This is a genomic window from Caulobacter sp. SL161, from assembly GCF_026672375.1.
Lineage (GTDB): Bacteria > Pseudomonadota > Alphaproteobacteria > Caulobacterales > Caulobacteraceae > Caulobacter.
In genome coordinates this window covers 1865990-1883596 of the sequence record NZ_JAPPRA010000001.1, presented here as the reverse complement: position 1 = coordinate 1883596, position 17607 = coordinate 1865990, and the positions used below count along the sequence as shown (strand labels likewise).

The 17607-nt window shown below is 68.7% G+C and carries 18 protein-coding genes; 9 read left to right on the top strand and 9 right to left on the bottom strand.

Annotated features, from left to right (window positions below):
* Nucleotides 1-7 precede the first annotated feature (7 nt).
* Entirely contained in the window at nucleotides 8-781 is a 774-nt protein-coding gene (locus OVA11_RS09085; protein ID WP_268067118.1) for a class II aldolase/adducin family protein, read from the bottom strand.
* Between the two features lie 153 nt (nucleotides 782-934).
* Between OVA11_RS09085 and OVA11_RS09080 the strand changes: the two genes are divergently transcribed.
* The 5 genes from OVA11_RS09080 (at nucleotide 935) to OVA11_RS09060 (ending at nucleotide 4128) form a co-directional block, all read left to right on the top strand.
* On the top strand, nucleotides 935-1597 hold the full coding sequence (locus tag OVA11_RS09080) for a DUF969 domain-containing protein (RefSeq protein WP_268067117.1): 663 nt from the start codon (nucleotides 935-937) through the stop codon (nucleotides 1595-1597).
* Nucleotides 1594-2550, top strand: coding sequence for a DUF979 domain-containing protein (locus tag OVA11_RS09075; RefSeq protein ID WP_010919082.1), 957 nt, complete (start codon nucleotides 1594-1596; stop codon nucleotides 2548-2550). Before OVA11_RS09080 ends, OVA11_RS09075 begins: the two co-directional genes overlap by 4 nt.
* On the top strand, nucleotides 2547-3542 hold the full coding sequence (locus OVA11_RS09070; protein ID WP_268067116.1) for a DUF2891 domain-containing protein: 996 nt from the start codon (nucleotides 2547-2549) through the stop codon (nucleotides 3540-3542). Before OVA11_RS09075 ends, OVA11_RS09070 begins: the two co-directional genes overlap by 4 nt.
* A gap of 148 nt (nucleotides 3543-3690) precedes the next feature.
* Nucleotides 3691-3885, top strand: a complete 195-nt coding sequence (locus OVA11_RS09065; protein WP_268067115.1) for a hypothetical protein — start codon at nucleotides 3691-3693, stop codon at nucleotides 3883-3885.
* 93 nt (nucleotides 3886-3978) lie between these two features.
* On the top strand, nucleotides 3979-4128 hold the full coding sequence (locus OVA11_RS09060; protein WP_268067113.1) for a hypothetical protein: 150 nt from the start codon (nucleotides 3979-3981) through the stop codon (nucleotides 4126-4128).
* A 102-nt stretch (nucleotides 4129-4230) separates the two neighbouring features.
* Here the strand turns inward: OVA11_RS09060 and smpB are convergent, their stop codons facing one another.
* Nucleotides 4231-4689: an SsrA-binding protein SmpB gene (gene smpB, locus OVA11_RS09055; RefSeq protein WP_010919079.1), complete on the bottom strand. Its 459-nt coding sequence runs from the start codon at nucleotides 4687-4689 to the stop codon at nucleotides 4231-4233.
* Entirely contained in the window at nucleotides 4689-5573 is an 885-nt protein-coding gene (gene dapA, locus OVA11_RS09050) for a 4-hydroxy-tetrahydrodipicolinate synthase (RefSeq protein WP_268067112.1), read from the bottom strand. Before dapA ends, smpB begins: the two co-directional genes overlap by 1 nt.
* Before the next feature lie 253 nt (nucleotides 5574-5826).
* Here dapA and OVA11_RS09045 point away from each other — a divergent pair, with 253 nt between their 5' ends.
* Nucleotides 5827-7926, top strand: coding sequence for a lytic transglycosylase domain-containing protein (locus tag OVA11_RS09045; protein ID WP_268067111.1), 2100 nt, complete (start codon nucleotides 5827-5829; stop codon nucleotides 7924-7926).
* A gap of 3 nt (nucleotides 7927-7929) precedes the next feature.
* Here OVA11_RS09045 and OVA11_RS09040 read toward each other — a convergent pair whose 3' ends face one another.
* The 4 genes from OVA11_RS09040 to OVA11_RS09025 are packed head-to-tail and all read right to left on the bottom strand — an operon-like array spanning nucleotide 7930 to nucleotide 11114.
* Nucleotides 7930-8688, bottom strand: a complete 759-nt coding sequence (locus OVA11_RS09040) for an ABC transporter ATP-binding protein (protein WP_268067110.1) — start codon at nucleotides 8686-8688, stop codon at nucleotides 7930-7932.
* Nucleotides 8685-9725, bottom strand: coding sequence for a FecCD family ABC transporter permease (locus OVA11_RS09035; protein WP_268068931.1), 1041 nt, complete (start codon nucleotides 9723-9725; stop codon nucleotides 8685-8687). Before OVA11_RS09035 ends, OVA11_RS09040 begins: the two co-directional genes overlap by 4 nt.
* Nucleotides 9668-10474, bottom strand: coding sequence for an ABC transporter substrate-binding protein (locus OVA11_RS09030; RefSeq protein ID WP_268067109.1), 807 nt, complete (start codon nucleotides 10472-10474; stop codon nucleotides 9668-9670). The genes OVA11_RS09035 and OVA11_RS09030 overlap by 58 nt, the downstream gene beginning before the upstream one ends.
* 4 nt (nucleotides 10475-10478) lie before the next feature.
* On the bottom strand, nucleotides 10479-11114 hold the full coding sequence (locus OVA11_RS09025) for a TetR/AcrR family transcriptional regulator (RefSeq protein WP_268067108.1): 636 nt from the start codon (nucleotides 11112-11114) through the stop codon (nucleotides 10479-10481).
* A 201-nt stretch (nucleotides 11115-11315) separates the two neighbouring features.
* Between OVA11_RS09025 and OVA11_RS09020 the strand changes: the two genes are divergently transcribed.
* From OVA11_RS09020 to OVA11_RS09010, 3 genes are read left to right on the top strand one after another with little or no spacing between them, the layout of a single operon-like run.
* Nucleotides 11316-12752, top strand: a complete 1437-nt coding sequence (locus OVA11_RS09020) for a glycosyltransferase (RefSeq protein ID WP_268067107.1) — start codon at nucleotides 11316-11318, stop codon at nucleotides 12750-12752.
* A gap of 17 nt (nucleotides 12753-12769) precedes the next feature.
* A complete protein-coding gene (locus OVA11_RS09015; protein ID WP_268067106.1) occupies nucleotides 12770-13681 on the top strand; it encodes a class I SAM-dependent methyltransferase in 912 nt (303 codons plus the stop codon).
* 5 nt (nucleotides 13682-13686) lie between these two features.
* On the top strand, nucleotides 13687-14478 hold the full coding sequence (locus OVA11_RS09010; protein WP_268067105.1) for a TrmH family RNA methyltransferase: 792 nt from the start codon (nucleotides 13687-13689) through the stop codon (nucleotides 14476-14478).
* A gap of 8 nt (nucleotides 14479-14486) precedes the next feature.
* Here the strand turns inward: OVA11_RS09010 and OVA11_RS09005 are convergent, their stop codons facing one another.
* Both OVA11_RS09005 and hrpB read right to left on the bottom strand, forming a co-directional pair.
* Nucleotides 14487-14969 (bottom strand): hypothetical protein, encoded by a 483-nt coding sequence (locus OVA11_RS09005; protein WP_268067104.1) that lies wholly within the window; start codon nucleotides 14967-14969, stop codon nucleotides 14487-14489.
* A gap of 88 nt (nucleotides 14970-15057) precedes the next feature.
* Nucleotides 15058-17544, bottom strand: coding sequence for an ATP-dependent helicase HrpB (gene hrpB, locus OVA11_RS09000; protein WP_268067103.1), 2487 nt, complete (start codon nucleotides 17542-17544; stop codon nucleotides 15058-15060).
* Between the last annotated feature and the right edge of the window lie 63 nt (nucleotides 17545-17607).

The window sequence follows — 17607 nt, the reverse complement described above, 5'->3', positions numbered from 1 at the left end:
GTCGCGCTTAGTCCGCGTAACCCGGCGACTCCCGGTCCAGCTTGCGCAGGCAGCCCGGCCAGGCCAGTCCGCCGATCATGCCCATGCCCATGCCGACCTGCTTGCGGACCTCGTCCTGCGCGGCCTCGGGGGCCAGCAGCACGTTGTCGCGTCCGATCGAAAGCGCCATCACCTGCTGCGCGCATGCTCGCTCCAGGAAGAACATCCCCAACCAGCATTCGGCCGCAGTGGCGCCCACCGACAGCGTGCCGTGGTTGCGCAGCATCAGCAGCTTCTTCTGGCCAAGGTCGGCCACGATACGTTCGCGCTCCTCAAGGTTGAGCGCAATGCCTTCATAATCGTGATAGGCGAGCTGAGGCAAGACGATTAGCGAATGTTGTGTCAGCGGCAGCAGGCCCTCCTTGTGCGCCGACACCGCCACGCCCTGATCGCTGTGCAGGTGCATTACATAGTGGGCGTCCTCGCGCGCGGCGTGGACGGCCGAGTGGATCGTGAAGCCCGCCGGATTGATGTAGTAAGGCGTCTTGTCGATCACGTTGCCCTCGAGATCGACCTTCACCAGGCTCGAGGCCGTGATCTCGCCGAAGAACATCCCGTAGGGATTGATCAGGAAGTGATGCTCGGGCCCCGGAATGCGGGCCGAGATGTGGGTGAAGATCATGTCGTCCCACCCGTGCAGGGCCACGAGACGATAGAGAGCGGCGAGATCGACCCGCGCTTGCCATTCCGCTTCGCTGACCTTGCCCTTCAGGGACATCGTGGGCAGAGCACCGTCGGCCATAGGGGCCTCCCGTAGGTTATCGTTGTTGAGTTGAGAGTCGCGCCGGGGCGCCGGGTCGTCAAGCGGAACCTCGTCCATGGCGAACAGACACCGGCTTGCCAGCAAGGCCGCGCCGTCGGACGGTCCCACCGGGGAACGAGGGAGTCGCCGGGGATGCTGACCCTGTTGGGCGTGGCGGTGATCGTGCTGGGCTTCGCCCTGCGGTTCAATCCGCTGCTGGTGGTGGTGGCCGCCGCCATGACCTCGGGTCTGGCCGCCGGCCTGGCGCCGCTTGAGGTGCTGGCCGCGTTCGGCAAGGCCTTCAACACCAATCGCTATGTCAGCGTCGCCTGGCTGATCCTGCCCGCCATCGGGGTGCTGGAGCGCGCAGGACTGCGAGAGCAGGCGCGGCGCACGATCCAGGGCCTGCGGGCGGCGACGGCGGGGCGGATCCTGCTGGCCTATCTGGCGCTGCGCCAGGTCGCCGCCGCCCTGGGCCTCACCCAGGTGGCCGGTCACGCCCAGACCGTCCGCCCGCTGCTGGCGCCGATGGCCGAGGCCGCCGCCGAGCCTCTGTCCGACGACCAGCGTCAGAAGGTCCGGGCCATGAGCGCGGCGACGGACAATATCGGGCTCTTCTTCGGCGAGGACATCTTCCTGGCGATCGGCTCGATCCTGCTGATCGTCGGCTTCCTGGACCAGAGCGGCATCACCGTCGAACCGCTGGCCCTGTCGGTCTGGGCGATCCCGACCGCCATCGCCGCCTTCCTGATCCATGGCGCGCGGCTGTTGATGTTCGACCGCCACCTCACCTCCAAGGCGGAGGACGCGGCATGATCGGTCTGCCCCTCGTCTATCTGCTGTCGGGCCTAATGTTCGCGGCCTTCGCCGTGCTCAGCGCCGGCGATCGCGAAAACCCCAAGCGGTTCGGCAACGCCGCGTTCTGGGGCCTGTTCGCCTTGAGCTTCCTGGCCGGCGACCACCTGGGCGACCTGGGCAACGGAGTGCTGGTCCTGTGCCTGGCCGTCATCGCGGGGACCGGCCAGCTGGGCGTCGGAGCGCCCAAGACCACCAGCCCCGAGGACCGGGAGCGGCTCGCGACCAGCTATGGCGTAAGGCTCTACGTCCCCGCGCTGGTCATCCCGGTGCTGGTCCTCGCCGGCTCCCTGACCTTCAAGCACCTGACCTTTCAAGGCGCGCACCTGGTCGATCCCAAGCAGGCGACGCTGATCGCCCTGGCCCTGGCGGCGCTGGTCGCGGCGGTTCTCTCCAAGGTGATGTTCCAGCAACCGGCCGGCGCGCCGATCCAGGAGGGTCGCCGCCTGATGGACCTCGTCGGCTGGGCCGCCCTGCTGCCGCAGATGCTGGCGGCGCTGGGGGCGGTGTTCGCGCTGGCGGGCGTGGGCAAGTCGATCGGCGAGATCGCCGTGATGATCACGCCGGCGGACAGCCGCTTCGCCGCCGTCGCCGCCTACTGCGTCGGCATGGCCGTGTTCACAATCATGATGGGCAACGCCTTCGCAGCGTTTCCAGTGATGACCGGCGGCATCGCTCTGCCCCTGGTCATCGGCCAGTTTGGCGGCGACCCGGCCGTCGTCTGCGCCATCGGCATGCTGTCAGGCTTCTGCGGCACGCTGCTGACGCCGCTGGCGGCCAATTTCAACCTTGTGCCGGCCGCCCTGCTGCAGTTGAAGGACCGCTACGCCGTGATCCGCGCCCAGGCGCCCACGGCCGTCCTGATGCTGATCGTCAATGTGATCCTGATGAACGCCCTGGCCTTCCACCGATGAGCCTCGCCCGCTCCACCGCCTCGCGCTTCGCCAAGATCGCGCTAGGCCACCTGACCCGCGAGTATCCCAACAAGCTGGACCACGTGATAGGCGGCCCGGACGATGTCCGCTCGCCGCGTGATCTGCACCCCATCTTCTATGGCAGCTTCGACTGGCACTCTTGCGTGCATGGCTACTGGCTGCTGGCCACCCTGCTGCGCCTGCGCCCCGAAATGTCCGAAGCGCCGACCATCATCGCCCTGTTCGACGACGCCTTCACGCAGGAGAAGGTCGCCGGCGAGGTCGCCTACCTGGCGCGCCCGGAGAGCCGGGGGTTCGAACGTCCCTACGGCTGGGCCTGGAGCCTGATGCTGCAGGCCGAGCTCCTGCGGCACGACCGGCCCTGGGCCCAGACCCACGCGCCTCTGGCCCTGGCGTTCAAGCAGAGGTTCGAGGCCTTCCTGCCGATCGCCGACTATCCCGTCCGCGCGGGAACCCACTACAACACCGCCTTCGCGCTGGCCCTGGCCTATGAGTTCGCCGAAATGACCGGCGACCAGGCGTTCTTCGATCTGCTGCAGAGCCGGGCGCTGGTCTGGTACGGCCAGGACGCCGACTGCCAGGCCTGGGAGCCGTCGGGTGACGACTTCCTCTCCCCCGCGCTCATCGAAGCCGAAGCCATGCGTCGCCTGCTTCCGCGCGAGCGGTTTGATCTGTGGTTTCCCCGCTTCCTGCCCAGCCTGGCCGACAAGCAGCCGGCGACCTTGTTCACGCCCGCGCGGGTCAGCGACCGCACCGACGGCAAGATCGCGCATCTGGACGGCCTCAACCTCTCGCGCGCCTGGTGCTGGCGGCTTCTGGCGGGGTCGATGTCCGAACACGATCCGGCCCAGGCCCACGCGGTGAACGCGGCGATGAGTCATCTGGCGGCGGCCGTGCCCCACCTCGCGGGCGACTATATGGGCGAGCACTGGCTGGCCACCTTCGCCCTGCTGGCGCTCGAGAACGGCTAAGGCGGTCTTCAGGCCAGAGGATCGGGCCCAAGCGCATCGTCACGATGCGGACTTTACAGTCTTTGACAATGAAATCGGCCGGTCGCGCGTTAAGGACGGTTTGCGCCCAGCCCGAAGGGCGCGATTCCAGTCCCGGGAGCCCGACGTTATGTCAGACGCCGCGCAGTGCCAGCGTATTGAAATCGCCCTTGTTTCCGAGGGCTGGATCGTCACCGAGGGCGGACGTTTGACAGGTCGCTTCGCCACCGTGGAGACCGCCTACGAGCAGGCGCTGGCCATCTGCGGCGATCTCTTCGAGCAAGGCGTCTCTTCGCGGGTGTACGAACTGCCGCGCGCGGCCTGAGAACGCTCTGAACGTCTGAAGCAGAGCCGCGACTTTACAATCTTTGACAATACGGCGTGGCCGTTAGGGTTACCTTGTGACTCGGGGACTGATTTGCCGCCGGGGGGCGGCCAGCCGGAGCCGGGTATGGCCCAGAGCACGCGTAACCACCTGCGGACCGAGGTTCGCACCTTCCTGATCGTCAGCGCCGGAGCCTTCGCTCTGGGTTTGGCCCTCGGGTTTGTGCTGATGGGCCTCTACTAAGAGCCCTTTCCGATCTGACTGACTCAATCAGATCGGATAAAAGGGGCTCTATTTCCGGACGCTTAGAGCGCTTTCCGAGCGGTTTAGCCGCGCGGGCTTCGCTCAGTCGCCACGATCGCCCTTCATCAGGCGGGCCTTGTCGCGCTGCCAGTCGCGTTCGGCGGCGGTGTCGCGCTTGTCGTGCAGCTTCTTGCCCTTGGCGAGACCGACTTCCAGCTTCGCCAGCCCCTTGTCGTTCCAATAGAGCTTGATCGGCACCAGGGTGCGCCCCTCGCGCTGAACCGCGCCGATCAGCTTGTCGATCTGACGGCGGTGCAGCAGCAGTTTCCGGTGACGACGCGGTTCGTGGTTGAACCGGTTGGCGTGGCCGTAGGGCGGAATGTCGGCGTTGATCAGCACGATCTCACGCCCCTCCACCGAGGCGTAGGACTCGGCGATGTTCGCCCGGCCGGTCCGCAGGCTCTTCACCTCGGTGCCGGTCAGCATGATGCCGGCCTCGAACGTCTCCTCGATGAAGTAGTCGAAGCGCGCGCGCCGATTTTCCGCGATCGGCTTGGACATCAGCGCAGACCAGCCTCGCGCATGGCCTCAAGGATCGCGGGGCGCACCCCTTCGGCGCAGGCCGTGATCGGCAGGCGCACATCTTCCGTGCACAGGCCCAGTTGCGCCATGGCGAACTTGGTCGGCGCAGGCGAGGAATCCAGGAACAGGGCCTTGTGCAGGCGCACCAGGCGATCCTGCCAGTAAAGGCCCTTCTCCCATTCGCCCTGCATGCAGGCGTTCATGAAGGCCGAGCAGGCGTCCGGCGCCACATTGGCCGTCACCGAGATCACCCCGTGGCCGCCATGGGCCATGTAGCCGAGCGCGGTCGGATCATCGCCCGACAGCATCACCCATTCGGGGCCGCACATCAGGCGCTGGAAGCTGATGCGGGTCAGGTCGCCCGTGGCGTCCTTGATCCCGACGATGTTCGGCAGCTTGGCGAGACGCTCAAGGGTCTCGTTGCTGATGTCGACGCCGGTCCGGCCCGGCACGTTGTAGACGAAGATCGGCAACTCCACGGCGTCGTTGATCGCCTTGTAGTGCTGATACATGCCCTCCTGGCTGGGGCGGTTGTAGTAGGGTGTCACCACCAGACAGGCGTCGGCGCCGACGGTCTTGGCGTGACGGGCCAGTTCGATGGCTTCGTCGGTCGAGTTGCTGCCCGCGCCCGCGATCACGGGGACGCGGCCGGCCGTCGTCTTCACGCACAGCTCGACGACGCGGCGGTGCTCCTCGTGCGACAGGGTCGAGGTCTCGCCCGTCGTGCCCACCGGCACCAGGCCATGCACGCCGCCGACGATCTGGCGCTCGACCAGCGCCACGAACGCTTTTTCGTCCACCTCACCGTCCCGGAACGGCGTGACGAGGGCCGGAATGACGCCCTTGAAGTGAGACTGGACCATGACTTGCAAATTGCCGTGAAGATGAAGCCGCATGTGTTGCGGCGGGACGATGGGGGCGGACAATATGTCCCTGCCCCGCCGTCCCGCAACCGGCTCTCGGTACGGATCAAAGGGGCAGGTGCGATTTGATGGGCCAAGCCTTCCGGGTCAAGCCCGCGAGCGGACTTTAGAAACCTATTGGGGCCTGAATCGTCGCATAGGGCTAATGAACGAAGTCGGGTATGAGGTCCGAAAGGACCGTGAGGAGAGCGTTTTGGTTTCAGGAATGCGTCGCTGGCTGCTCGGGGGAGCTTGCATCGTGACCGTGGTCGGGGCCGCTGACGCCCAGACAACGACGGCCTACGCCTCCGCACAGACCGCGCCCAGCCTGATCACCACGCCCCCGACCGCCGTCACCACCGCGCTCAGCGACACCGACTCGGCCAACCTGCAGACCGCCCTGGCCGCCGCCAAGCGCGGCGACGTCTCCGGCGCGCGCATGGCCATGGACAGCCTGCAGGACCCCGTCGCCAAGAAGATCGCCCAGTGGCAGCTGGTCGACAGCAACGCAGAGGCGCTGAGCTTCTTTGAGCTGGACGCCGCGCGACGCGATCTGTCCGGCTGGCCGCGCAGCGCCCGCCGCGACGCCGCCGCCGAAAGGGCGCTGTCGACCTCGGGCCTTGATCCTGCGCGGATGATCGCCTGGTTCGGCGGCGCCGAGCCGGCCACGGCCGAAGGCGCCATGGCCCTGGCCGGGGCCTATCAGGCCATCGGCCAGAACCCGCAGGCCACCGACCTGATCCGCCGCACCTTCCGCGACAAGGTGTTCGAGGCCGACACCCAGCGCAGCATGATCGCCCGCTTCGGCGCGATGCTGACGCCGGATGACTATGTCCGCCGCGCCGACATCCTGCTGTATGGCCAGCAAGGGCCCGCCGCGCGCGAGATGGTCGCCATGCTGTCGGACACCCATCAGGCCGCCGCCCGCGTGCGCATGGCCTATCGCGCCAATTCCGCCAGCGCGAACGACCTCTACAACAACCTGACCCCCGATCTGCAGGACTCGCCCGGCGTCGTGTTCGAGCGCGCCGCCTATCTGCGCCGCAAAGGCATGGACACCCTGGCCCTGCCGATGGTGGCCAACTTCCCCGCGCCGCCGACCGAGGAAGCCTCGACCGCGATCTGGCGGGAGCGCAAGCTTCTGATCGTCGGCGCTCTGAAGGCCGGCGACAGCCGCGGCGCCTATGCGGCGGCCTACAACACCCGGGCGCTCGCCCCGGCCGACATCGCCGAGTCGGAGTTCTATGCCGGCTGGATCGCCCTGACCCGCCTGCGCGACGCCGACGCCGCCGCCGGCCATTTCGCGCAGATCGCTGCGGTCGGCGCCTCGCCGATCACCCGGGGCCGGGCCCTCTACTGGCAAGGTCGCGCGGCCGAAGCGCAGGGCGATCCAATCGCCGCCCAGGCCTTCTACGCCGAAGGCGCGCGGCACATCACCACCTTCTATGGCCAGCTCGCTGCCGAAAAGGCCGGTGTGCGCGAGATACGGCTCGAGCGCGATCCGGTCATCACCCAGGCCGACCGTGCCCGTTTCTATGGGCGTGAGCAGGTCCGGGCCGCGCGGATGCTGGCCGACATCGGAGCGCGGGACCTCTTCCGCAGCCTCGTGCTCTATATCGACGACACCCTGCCCAACGCCGAGGAGACCGCGCTGCTGGTCGACATGGCGCGCGGCTATGGCGACCAGGACCTGGCGATGCGGGCGATCCGCACCGCCGCCCAGCGCGGGTACATCCTGGCCGAGCGCGGCTATCCGCTGCTGGACCACCACTTCACGCCCCGCCCCGGCGCGGCGGAGACGGCCTTCGTCTATTCGATCTCGCGCCAGGAAAGCAATTTCGACCCCGCTGCGCGCTCAAGCGTGGGCGCGCGCGGCATGATGCAACTGATGCCGGCCACCGCTTCGCTGGTCGCGCGCAAGCTGGGCGAACCGCACTCGATCGATCGCCTCGGCGACGCCTCATACAACATGCGCCTGGGCTCGGTGTACCTGGGCGACATGATCAACACCTTCAGCGGCTCGTACATCATGGCCGCCGCGGCCTATAACGCCGGTCCCGGCCGTCCGGCCCAGTGGGCGGGCCATTGCGGCGACCCCCGCGGCGCCTCCACCGATCCGCTGGACTTCATCGAGTGCATCCCGTTCTCGGAGACCCGCAACTACGTGATGCGGACGCTGGAGACGACGATGGTCTATCGTGCGCGCCTCAACGGCGGCGTCACGCCGCTCACCCTGTCCTCGGAGCTGAAGCGCGGCGGCTACGTCTACACGCCGTCGGTCGCCTCGGCCGAGACGGCCAGCGCTCAGCCTTAAGCGTCAAGCGCGGCGGCGGGCCGCCAGGACGGGACCCGCCTCGGTGTCGATCAGGGCGCCGTCCAGCCCGAACACCTCGGCGAGCACGGGGCGCGACAACGCCTCTCTCGGCGGTGCGTCGGCCACGATGCGTCCGCCTGAGACGACCACGACCCGGTCGCAGCTCCGCGCGGCCAGACTAAGATCGTGCAGCGTCACCACCACCGCGCCGCCGCGCTGAGCCTCGCTACGCAGCAGGTCGAGCGTGAGCAGTTGGGCGTCAGGATCAAGGCCCGCCACGGGCTCATCGGCCACCAGCAGCGGCGCCCTGGTCGCCAGCAGCCGGGCCAGCAGCACCCTGGCCCGCTCGCCGCCCGACATGTCCAGAACCCCGCGATCGGCGAGATCGGCGGCCCCGACCCGCTGCAGGCAGTCCAGCGCAACTGCGTCGGCCTCCGCGTCCGGCAGGTCGCTGGCCCCCAGCGCGGCCACCATGCGGGCCGGCACGTTCCAGGCCACGCGGCGCTCCTGCGGCATGTAGCCGACAAGCCTGGCGCGCGGGGCGGGCGCCAGGTCAGCCACCGCCAATCCCGAAAGATGCGCCTCTCCCGAACCAGCGGGCAGCAGTCCCAGCCCGACGCGCAACAGGCTGGTCTTGCCCGCGCCATTGGGGCCGACCACGCCGACCACTTCCCCGGCCGAGACCGACAGCGAGGCGGCTTGCAGGACGGTCTTGCGCCCTTGTCGCGCCGACAGGTCCTTCAGGGTCCACAGCGCGCTCATGACCGCCAGCTCCGCGCGGCGCGCCAGGCCAGCAGCGCGAAGACCGGCGCGCCGAACAGCGCGGTGACGACGCCCAGCTTCAGTTCCTGCTCGGTCGGGATCATCCGCGCGGCGAGGTCCGCCAGCACCACCAGCAGGGCCCCGGCCAGGGCGGCGGGCCAGAGGATCCGCTTGGGATCGTCCCTGACCAGCGCCCGCACCAGATGCGGCGCGGCCAGGCCCACAAAGCCGATCACGCCCGAAGCCGCCACCGCCGCCCCGGTCAGTAGGGCCGAGCCGGCCACAGCATAGATCCGCAGACGCGCCATCGGCAGGGCCGACATCCGCGCTGCGTCTTCGCCCAGGGTCAGCATGCGCAGCCCTGCGCCGGCGCGCAGACACAGCAAAGCGCCGATGGCCATCGGGACCAGCGCCTGCAGCGCGTCCATCAGGTCACGGTTCTCCACCGAGCCCATCAGCCAGGCCAGAATCTCGGCCGTGGCGACCGGCGATGGCGACAGGTTGAACACCAGGGCCGTCAGGGCCCCGCCAAAGGCCGACAGCGCCACCCCGAACAGGATCAGCGCTTCGGGCTCGCGAAAGCGCGCCGCCACAGCGACCACGGCGCCGCCCGCCACCAGCGCCCCGGCCAGGGCCGACACCTCGATCGCGCCCGGCAGCACCGCAAGGCCCGCCGAGATCGCCAAGGCCGCGCCCAGGCCCGAAACGGCCGAAACGCCCAAGACGCCTGGATCCGCCAGCGGATTGCGCAGCAGCCCCTGCAGGGTCGCCCCGGCCATGCCGAGCGCCGCGCCGACCAGGGCCGCAACCGTCACGCGCGGCGCACGGATTGTCCAAAGCACTTCACCCGGCGGCGAGGCGGGCTGCAGAAAGGCCTGGCCATACTGGCTCAGAGAAAAGGCCGTCTCGCCCAGCGTGATGGCCAAAACGGCCGCGAGCGCCAACGCCAGGGCCATCAGCAAGCAAAGACGCGGAAGGCTCATCGCGCGGCCTTGGCCAGAACGAGCGCCCCATCGGCGGCGAACCAGGCCGAGCAGCCGACCATGGCGGCGGGCAGCTCAGCGACGGCGCGCGTCTCCACCGCCCGACGCAGGGCCGCGTGCCGTCCCGGTCCCCAGCGGTCCGCGCCGGCCCGCGCCCTGTCGAACATGCCCAGCACCACGGCGGCAGGCGGCGTCATGACCATCTGCTCCAACGACACCGGCGCGAAATACGCCGCCTTGGTCGCGTTCGTATAGCCCGCCGCCCGCAACATCGCGTCGATCAGCGTATTCGCGCCGGCGGTATAGCCGCTCGGCGTCAGGTAGAGCGCCTCGCGCCCCCTGCCCGCCCCGGCTGCGGCCTTGAGGCGAGCGTCCATCCCGGCGATCAGCGCCTCGCCCTGCGGGCGACGGTCCAGCGCGACGGCGACCTTGCGGACGTTGGCGCGAACCCCGTCGAAGTCCGTCGCGTCATCCAGCGTCACGGTGGCCACGCCCTTGGCCTGCAGCGCCTTGGTCAGCCGCGCATCACCGCCCCATTGCCGGACGACAAGCGCCGGCCGCGCGGACACCAGGCTCTCGAACGTGGCGCGGCGCAAAGGCAGACCGGCGGCCTTGTCGCGCAGGTAGCTGTCGGGCGCGACCGCGCGGTGCGAGAGGCCCACGATCGCCTCGCGCGGCGCCAGGGCCAGCACATACTGGTCGGCGCAAGAGTCGAGTGACATCACGCGCGGCGCAGCCCACGCCCCGGCCGGGACGAGCGCCATCGCCGCCGCGAGGGCGCGGAAGGCGTTGGCGGCGTTCATGGCCTCAGTCCGTGACCAGACCGTGCAGCAGCCCGTCCAGCATCACCTTCATCAACTGCTCCGGCTCGGACCAGCCGCGTGAGGGCTTGGTGATCAGCAGCGAGACCAGCCCGTGGCAGCCGCTCCACAGCACCTCGGCCGCCTGGACCGCCGATCCCGACCGCAGGCGCCCTTGGGCCGCGATCTCGTGGACCGGCTCGCTGAACTTCTCGAAGCAACGATCACCCAGCGCCATGGTCTCGCCGATCTTGTCGGACTTGACGTGATCCCCAGTGCTGCAGAACACCAGTTGGTAGGTGTTGGGGTTGTCGAGCGCAAAGCGCATGTACGCCTCGAGCATCAGGCGAACGCGCGACAGCGGGTCGATCGGCTGACCGGCGATCTGGATATTCAGGTCCAACAGACGCTCGATCGCGTCGTTGCTGATCTCCAGCAGGATCTGGTCCTTGTCGCGAAAGTGCATGTAGAGCGCGGTCGAGGACACTCCGACGGCGTCGGCGATCTTGCGGATCGTGGCGCCGGCATAGCCCTCGGCGATAAAGATCTTCTCCGCCGCCGCCAGGATCTCGCCCCGGCGCAAGTGCCCATCACCCTTGGGTTTTCGCGCGGACTTGTGCGGCTTCTTCAAAACGACGGTCACGGACCTAGCTTCCCCTCAGTATCCCCCGAAGAACACTAAACGGGAATCACCCAGCCGTCGCAAGCCAGTCCGTGAGGTCGCCCCGCGCCTGGCGGCGGCGCCGCACTACGTCTTAAAACGCGCATTTTTTTCATTTGACACTTTTTGGTTGAGATTCCGTTATCGGCTCCGTTGGGGCGATTGGCGTATCCAGGGGCATCCATGGCGCGCGAAGACAGACGGCTGGAACCGGCGCTTGCGCCGGCGCGCGGACCTGTGTCCGTCGAACAGGGCGAAATCCAGCGGGCAGGTCTAGGGGCAGGCGTCCCGGATCGCGACGGGGCCCATCGCTCGCTCTCACAGCCCCAGGCTGTCGCGGTGGCGATCGCCGGGCTGCTCGCCGCGCTCGGCGTCGCACTGGCGCCGATGGAGACCATGGTCGCCACACATCACCTGTTCTTCTTCATCTTTCTGCTCGGCGGCCTGACCCGGCTCGCGGCGGCGATGACGCCCTTGCCGAGGCATCACAGCCCGGCCTTGGCCGAGGCCGACCTGCCGAGCTACACGCTCATCACGCCCCTCTACCGCGAGGCGGAGGTTCTGCCGGAGCTGGTCGCGAGCCTCGCCGCCATCGACTACCCGCGCGACCGTCTGCAGGCGCTGATCGTGCTGGAGGCCGACGACGAGGTCACCCGCGCGGCCGCTCGCGCGCTGGATCTGCCCAGCTTCATCCAGGTGCTGGTGGTTCCGCCTGGAACCCCACGCACCAAGCCTCGGGCCTGCAACTATGCGCTGGAGCGTGCGCGCGGCGATCTGGTGGTGATCTACGACGCCGAGGACATGCCGGATCCTGGGCAACTGCGCGAGGCGGCCGCGCGGTTCGCCGCGTCCGACGCGCGCCTGGCCTGCCTGCAAGCGCCGCTGCGCATCGAGGACCCCGGCTTCTCGCTTTTCCTGCCGTCGCAGTTTCGACTGGAGTACGCCGCGCATTTCGAGGTGCTGCTACCAGCCCTGGCCCGCTGGGGCCTGCCGTTCCCGCTGGGCGGCACCAGCAATCACTTCAAGATCGCCCCCTTGCGCGAGATTGGCGCGTGGGATCCGTACAATGTGACCGAAGATGCGGATGTCGGGTTCCGGCTCGCGGCGGCGGGTTACCGGCTGGACGTCATCCATCGTCCCACCTGGGAGACCGCCCCGACCACGCGCGCCCAGTGGTTCCCGCAGCGAGCGCGCTGGATCAAGGGCCATATGCAGACGCTCGCGGTTCATGCGCGCGGCCCGGTCCCGCGCCAGCCGCGCAACGCCATCGCCCTCATCCTGACCCTGGCCCAGTCGGTCGCCTCGTCGCATCTGCATGGACCCGTCATGGGCGTGGCGATCGCGCTGGCCCTCGTCGATTTCCTGCCCGACGCGGCCTTTCAGATCCCGCCGCACGACCTTGTTCTGTACTTCGCGGGATGGGGAGCGGCCGCCATCGCCGGGGCCCGCGGCGTGATGCGGGCCGGCGGCCGGCCCAAGGCGTTGCACCTGCTGGGCATGCCCGCCTATTGGCTCTGCCAGAGCGTGGCGGCGGTCAAGGCGCTGCATCAGTTCGTGACCGCGCCGCACCACTGGGACAAGACCCTGCATACGCCGCGCTCTGGACGCCCCCGGGCCTAAGGCGGTATGGGCGGGCGATGGCTCCCAAGATCGCCCCCGCCCCCATCGTCATGCGCACCACCGGCTGGGCCGACTACGCCCTGCTGGACAGCGGCCACGGCAAGAAGCTGGAGCGCTACGGCCGCTACACCGTTGTACGCCCCGAGCCGCAGTGCTTCTGGGCGCCGCGCCTGGACCAGAAGGTCTGGGACAACGCCGACGCCGTCTTCGACCCCACCGACGAGGACGAAGCGGGCCGCTGGCGGTTCAAGGGCAAGCCGATCGAGAAGTTCGATCTGGCCTGGGGCCAGGCCAAGTTCCACGGCCAGTTCACGCCGTTCCGCCATCTGGCCTTCTTCCCCGAGCAGGCGGCCAACTGGGCCTGGCAGGATGAGCGCGTGCGGGCGCTGTGCGCGGGCTCAGGTCCCCAGCCCAAGGTGCTGAATCTGTTCGGCTATACGGGCGTGGCCTCGCTGGTCTGCGCCGCCGCCGGTGCGGCCGTGACCCATGTCGACGCCTCCAAGAAGTCGGTCGGCTTCGCGCGCGAAAACGCCGCCTTCGCCGGGCTGGCCGACAAGCCGATCCGCTGGATCGTCGAGGACGCTCGCAAGTTCGTGGCGCGCGAGGTGCGGCGCGGCAACACATACGACGGCATCATTCTGGACCCGCCGAAGTTCGGCCGCGGCGCCGACGGCGAGGTCTGGCGCCTGTTCGAAGATCTGGCCGCTCTGACCAAGGACTGCGCCGCCCTGCTCAGCGACGACGCCTCGTTCCTGCTGATGAACGCCTATGCCGCTCGCGTCTCCGGGGCGGCGATGTCGGGACTCCTGGCGCAAGAACTACAAGGTCGTGGCGGCGTCATAGACTGGGGCGAACTGTCCCTCGTCGAGGAAAAGGGCGACCGCCAGATTGGCCTGTCGTTCTTCGCGCGCTGGTCGTCTGAAGGCTGAGGGACATGAACACCAAGACCGTCACCTCCCTGACCAACACCACCGTCAAGGCCGTCCGCGCCCTGCACATGCGCAAGGAGCGCGAGGAGAGCGGCCTGTTCCTGGCCGAGGGCCTGAAGATCGTCATCGAGGCGATCGACTGCGGCCACGCGCCCAAGATCGTCATGTACGGCCCCGACGCGGCCGACCATCCGATGCTGAAGAAGGCTGTCGCCGCTTGCCTGAAGGCCGGCGGCGAAGTCATTGAGGTCAATCGCGAAATCCTCGAGAAGGTCTCGCGCCGTGACAACCCTCAAGCCGTGGTCGCCGTCTTCCGCCAAGTGTTCACGCCGCTGTCGGCCATCGTCCCCGAAAGCGCGCCGTGCTGGGTGGCCATGCAAGCCGTCCGCGACCCCGGCAACCTCGGCACCGTCATCCGCACCGCCGACGCGGCCGGCTGCGGCGGGGTGATCCTGGTCGGCGACTGCGTCGATCCCTATTCGGTCGAGGGCGTCCGCGCGACCATGGGCTCGATCTTCGCGGTCAAGATCGCCAAGGCCACGATCCCTGAGTTCCTGGCCTGGCGCGAAACCTGGCCCGGCAGCGTGGTGGGCACCCTGCTGACCGCCACCGTCGACCACAAGTCCGCCGACTATGTGAAGCCCTCGCTGATCCTCATGGGCAACGAACAACAGGGCCTGCCGCCGGAACTAGCGGCGGCGTGCGATGTCAACGTGAAGATCCCGATGCGCGGCCGTGCCGACAGCCTGAACCTGTCGGTGGCGACGGGGATCATGATCTATACGGTGACGGGGTAGACGCGGCGCTACTTGTCGCCCGACTTCTTGTTGTCCACGACGCCGGCCTCTTTGCTCAGCGCCTCGAACTTGGACTCATCGACATATTCGCCGAGCGCAGCGAAGTTTTGGGCCACGCTGGGATCGCCCATCAGACTGCGCATCGCCACCTGACCAAGAACGCCGAAGGATTGTTCGATCGCCGACGAACCCTCGTACTTGATCGCCTCGACGGTTTCCTTTCGACAGCTGGTAATGAGCAAGCGCTCCATCAGACCCGCCGCCTTCTTGGTGATCTCGACGCGCTGCGCGGGGTTGATCGTGACGTAAGCCTTCGTCGACGGGTGTGAGCCCATGGCGGCGAAAACCCAGACCACGAGGTCCGATTGGTCCTGCGGCGTCGCCGAGCGGACAAGACACTTGGACATCTCGTCGGTGTAGATGCCCGCGTGAGCCAGACCCGGCGCAGCCATTGAAGCCGCAGCAATCGTGGAAATCAGAAAACGACGCATAGAGAGCCCCCATCCGCGAGATCGCGGTCACGGCTGACAGATCGCACCTAAGGCGACTTACGGCAATAGCGCTCGCCTGAGGCGAGTCTCACGTCCCCCTCGGCTTCGCCCGCGTCACCGGCGCAGCGTTCGCCGGATCATCCGGCCAGACGTGCCTCGGATAGCGCCCCTTCATCTCGACCTTCACCTCGCGCCAGGAGCCTTTCCAGAAGCCCGGCAAGTCCTTGGTGATCTGGATCGGGCGGTGGGCGGGCGACAGCAAAGAGAGCGTCAGCGGGACCTTGCCACCGGCGACGCTGGGGTGTTCGGAGAGGCCGTAAAGCTCGCCCACCCGCACCTCGACGCGGGGGCCGCCCTCGGCGGAATAGTCGATGGCGAAGGTGTTGCCGGTCGGGGCCTCGAAGCGGGCCGGCAGCAGCGCGTCCATCTTTCGTTGGAGATCCCACGGCACCAGCGTCTTCAGCGCATCGTGCAGCGTCCCCTCGTCCAGGCTGGATAGCGAAGAGCGACCGGCCAGCAGCGGCTCCAGCCATTCGTCGAGGCGCGCGATCAGGGCGCTCTCCGACAGGTCGGGCCAAGTATCGCCGTCGACCGCGCGCAGGAAGGCCACGCGGTCCAGCAGCGCCCTGCCCCGCTCACCCAGGCGCAGGGCCGACAGTCCCTCGGCCCGGACCTGGTCCATCAGCGCAGTGGCGATCATCGCCGGATCGGGGTTCTCGATCAGTCGTTCTTCCAAAACGAGCTTGCCCAGCCGCAGAAGGCGCTTGGCGCGCACCTTGCCGCCGGTGGTCTCCAGGCGATCTTCGGCGACCAGGCGATCGGCGAAGGTCTCGCGAAGGTCCGCTTCGTCGACGGCGGCGGCCAGCAGGATGCGGTCACGGCTGTCGCCGCCGCCCAGCTCGCCGACCGCCAGCCAGGCCTCGCGGGCCAGGGTATCGGTCGGTTCGAGATAGACGCCGCGTCCGCCGGCCAGCTGGAACTCGCCGGGCTTACCGCGCGCTTTGGCCACCCGCTCGGGATAGGCCTCGGCCAGCAGCAACCCAATCTCGAGCGGTTTGGCGCTGCCCCCTTTGCCTTTTGGAGGTTTGCCCGCCGCGCGCGCCCATCGCTCGACCAGCGCCATGGCGTCGCGGCCGCGCGGCGAGCGATCCCGGTGCAGGCCCTCCAGCCGCCGCCGCAGATCGACATCGCGCCCGCCCAGACCTTGCTCGGTCAGCACGGCGGCGATCTCGGCCGCCTCGCGGGCCTGGCCCGAGGCCGCACCCCGCGCGACCATGTGCGCCAGACGCGGCGGCAGCGGCAGGTCGGCCAGCGCCTTGCCGTGGGCGGTCAGGTCGCCCTGCGAGTCCAGGGCCTGCACCCGGGTCAGCAGCGTCCGCGCCTCGGCGAAGGCGGCGGCAGGCGGCGGGTCCAGGAAGGTCAGGTCGCCAGGGTCCTTGGTCCCCCAGCGCGCCAGATCCAGCGCCAGGCGCGAGAGGTCCGCCTCCAGGATTTCGGGCCGGGCGAAGGCGGGCAGCGACCGGGTCTCGGGCTCGTCCCACAGGCGGTAGCAGACGCCGGGCTCGGTACGGCCGGCGCGGCCGCGTCGCTGGTCGGCGGCGGCGCGGCTGACCCGCACGGTCTCCAGCCGCGTGATCCCCGAGGCCGGATCAAAGCGCGGCACGCGCGCCTGACCCGCATCGATCACGACGCGCACGCCCTCAATGGTCAGGCTGGTCTCGGCGATCGAGGTGGCCAGCACCACCTTGCGTCGCCCGGGTGGGGCCGGCGAAATGGCGCGGTCCTGCGCCGCCGGCTCCAGCGCCCCATACAGCGGCGCGATGTCGACGTCCGGCCGGCGCAGGCGCTCGTTCAGCCAGCTTTCCGCGCGCCGGATCTCGCCCTGTCCGGGGAGAAAGACCAGGATAGAGCCGCTCTCTTCGGCGAGAGCCCGCTCGACCGCCCGTCCGACCCGCTCCTCCAGCCGCTGGCGCTCGTCGCGGCCGAGGTAACGCGTGTCGACCGGGAACATGCGGCCCTGGCTCTCGACGATCGGCGCGTCATCCAGAAGCGACGAAATCCGGGCGCCGTCCAGCGTCGCCGACATGATCAGCAGACGCAGGTCCTCGCGCAACACGCTCTGCACGTCGCGGGCGAAGGCCAGGCCCAGATCCGCGTCGAGACTGCGCTCGTGGAACTCGTCGAACAGCACGGCCGCCACCCCGTCCAGGCCGGGATCGTCGAGAATCATGCGGGTGAACACACCCTCGGTGACGACCTCGATCCGCGTCCTGGCCGAGACTTTCGACTGCAGCCGCACGCGGAAGCCCACCGTATCGCCGACGGATTCGCCCAGATTGGACGCCAGCCGCGCGGCCGCCGCGCGGGCGGCCAGACGCCTTGGCTCCAGGACGATGATCTTGCGTCCCTCGACCCACGGCGCATCCAAGAGCGCCAAGGGAACAGCCGTCGTCTTGCCCGCACCGGGCGGCGCGACCAAGACGGTCGCGTTGTTTGCGAGCAGCGCCGCCTTCAGCGCGGGCAGGACATTCTCGATAGGCAGCATTGGATGGAGGCATAACCCCTGAAATCGCATCCGTCACCGCAAGGCGTTGCGCGACGACGCCTCTCTGACTAACGTCCGCCCCCAATGCCTGAC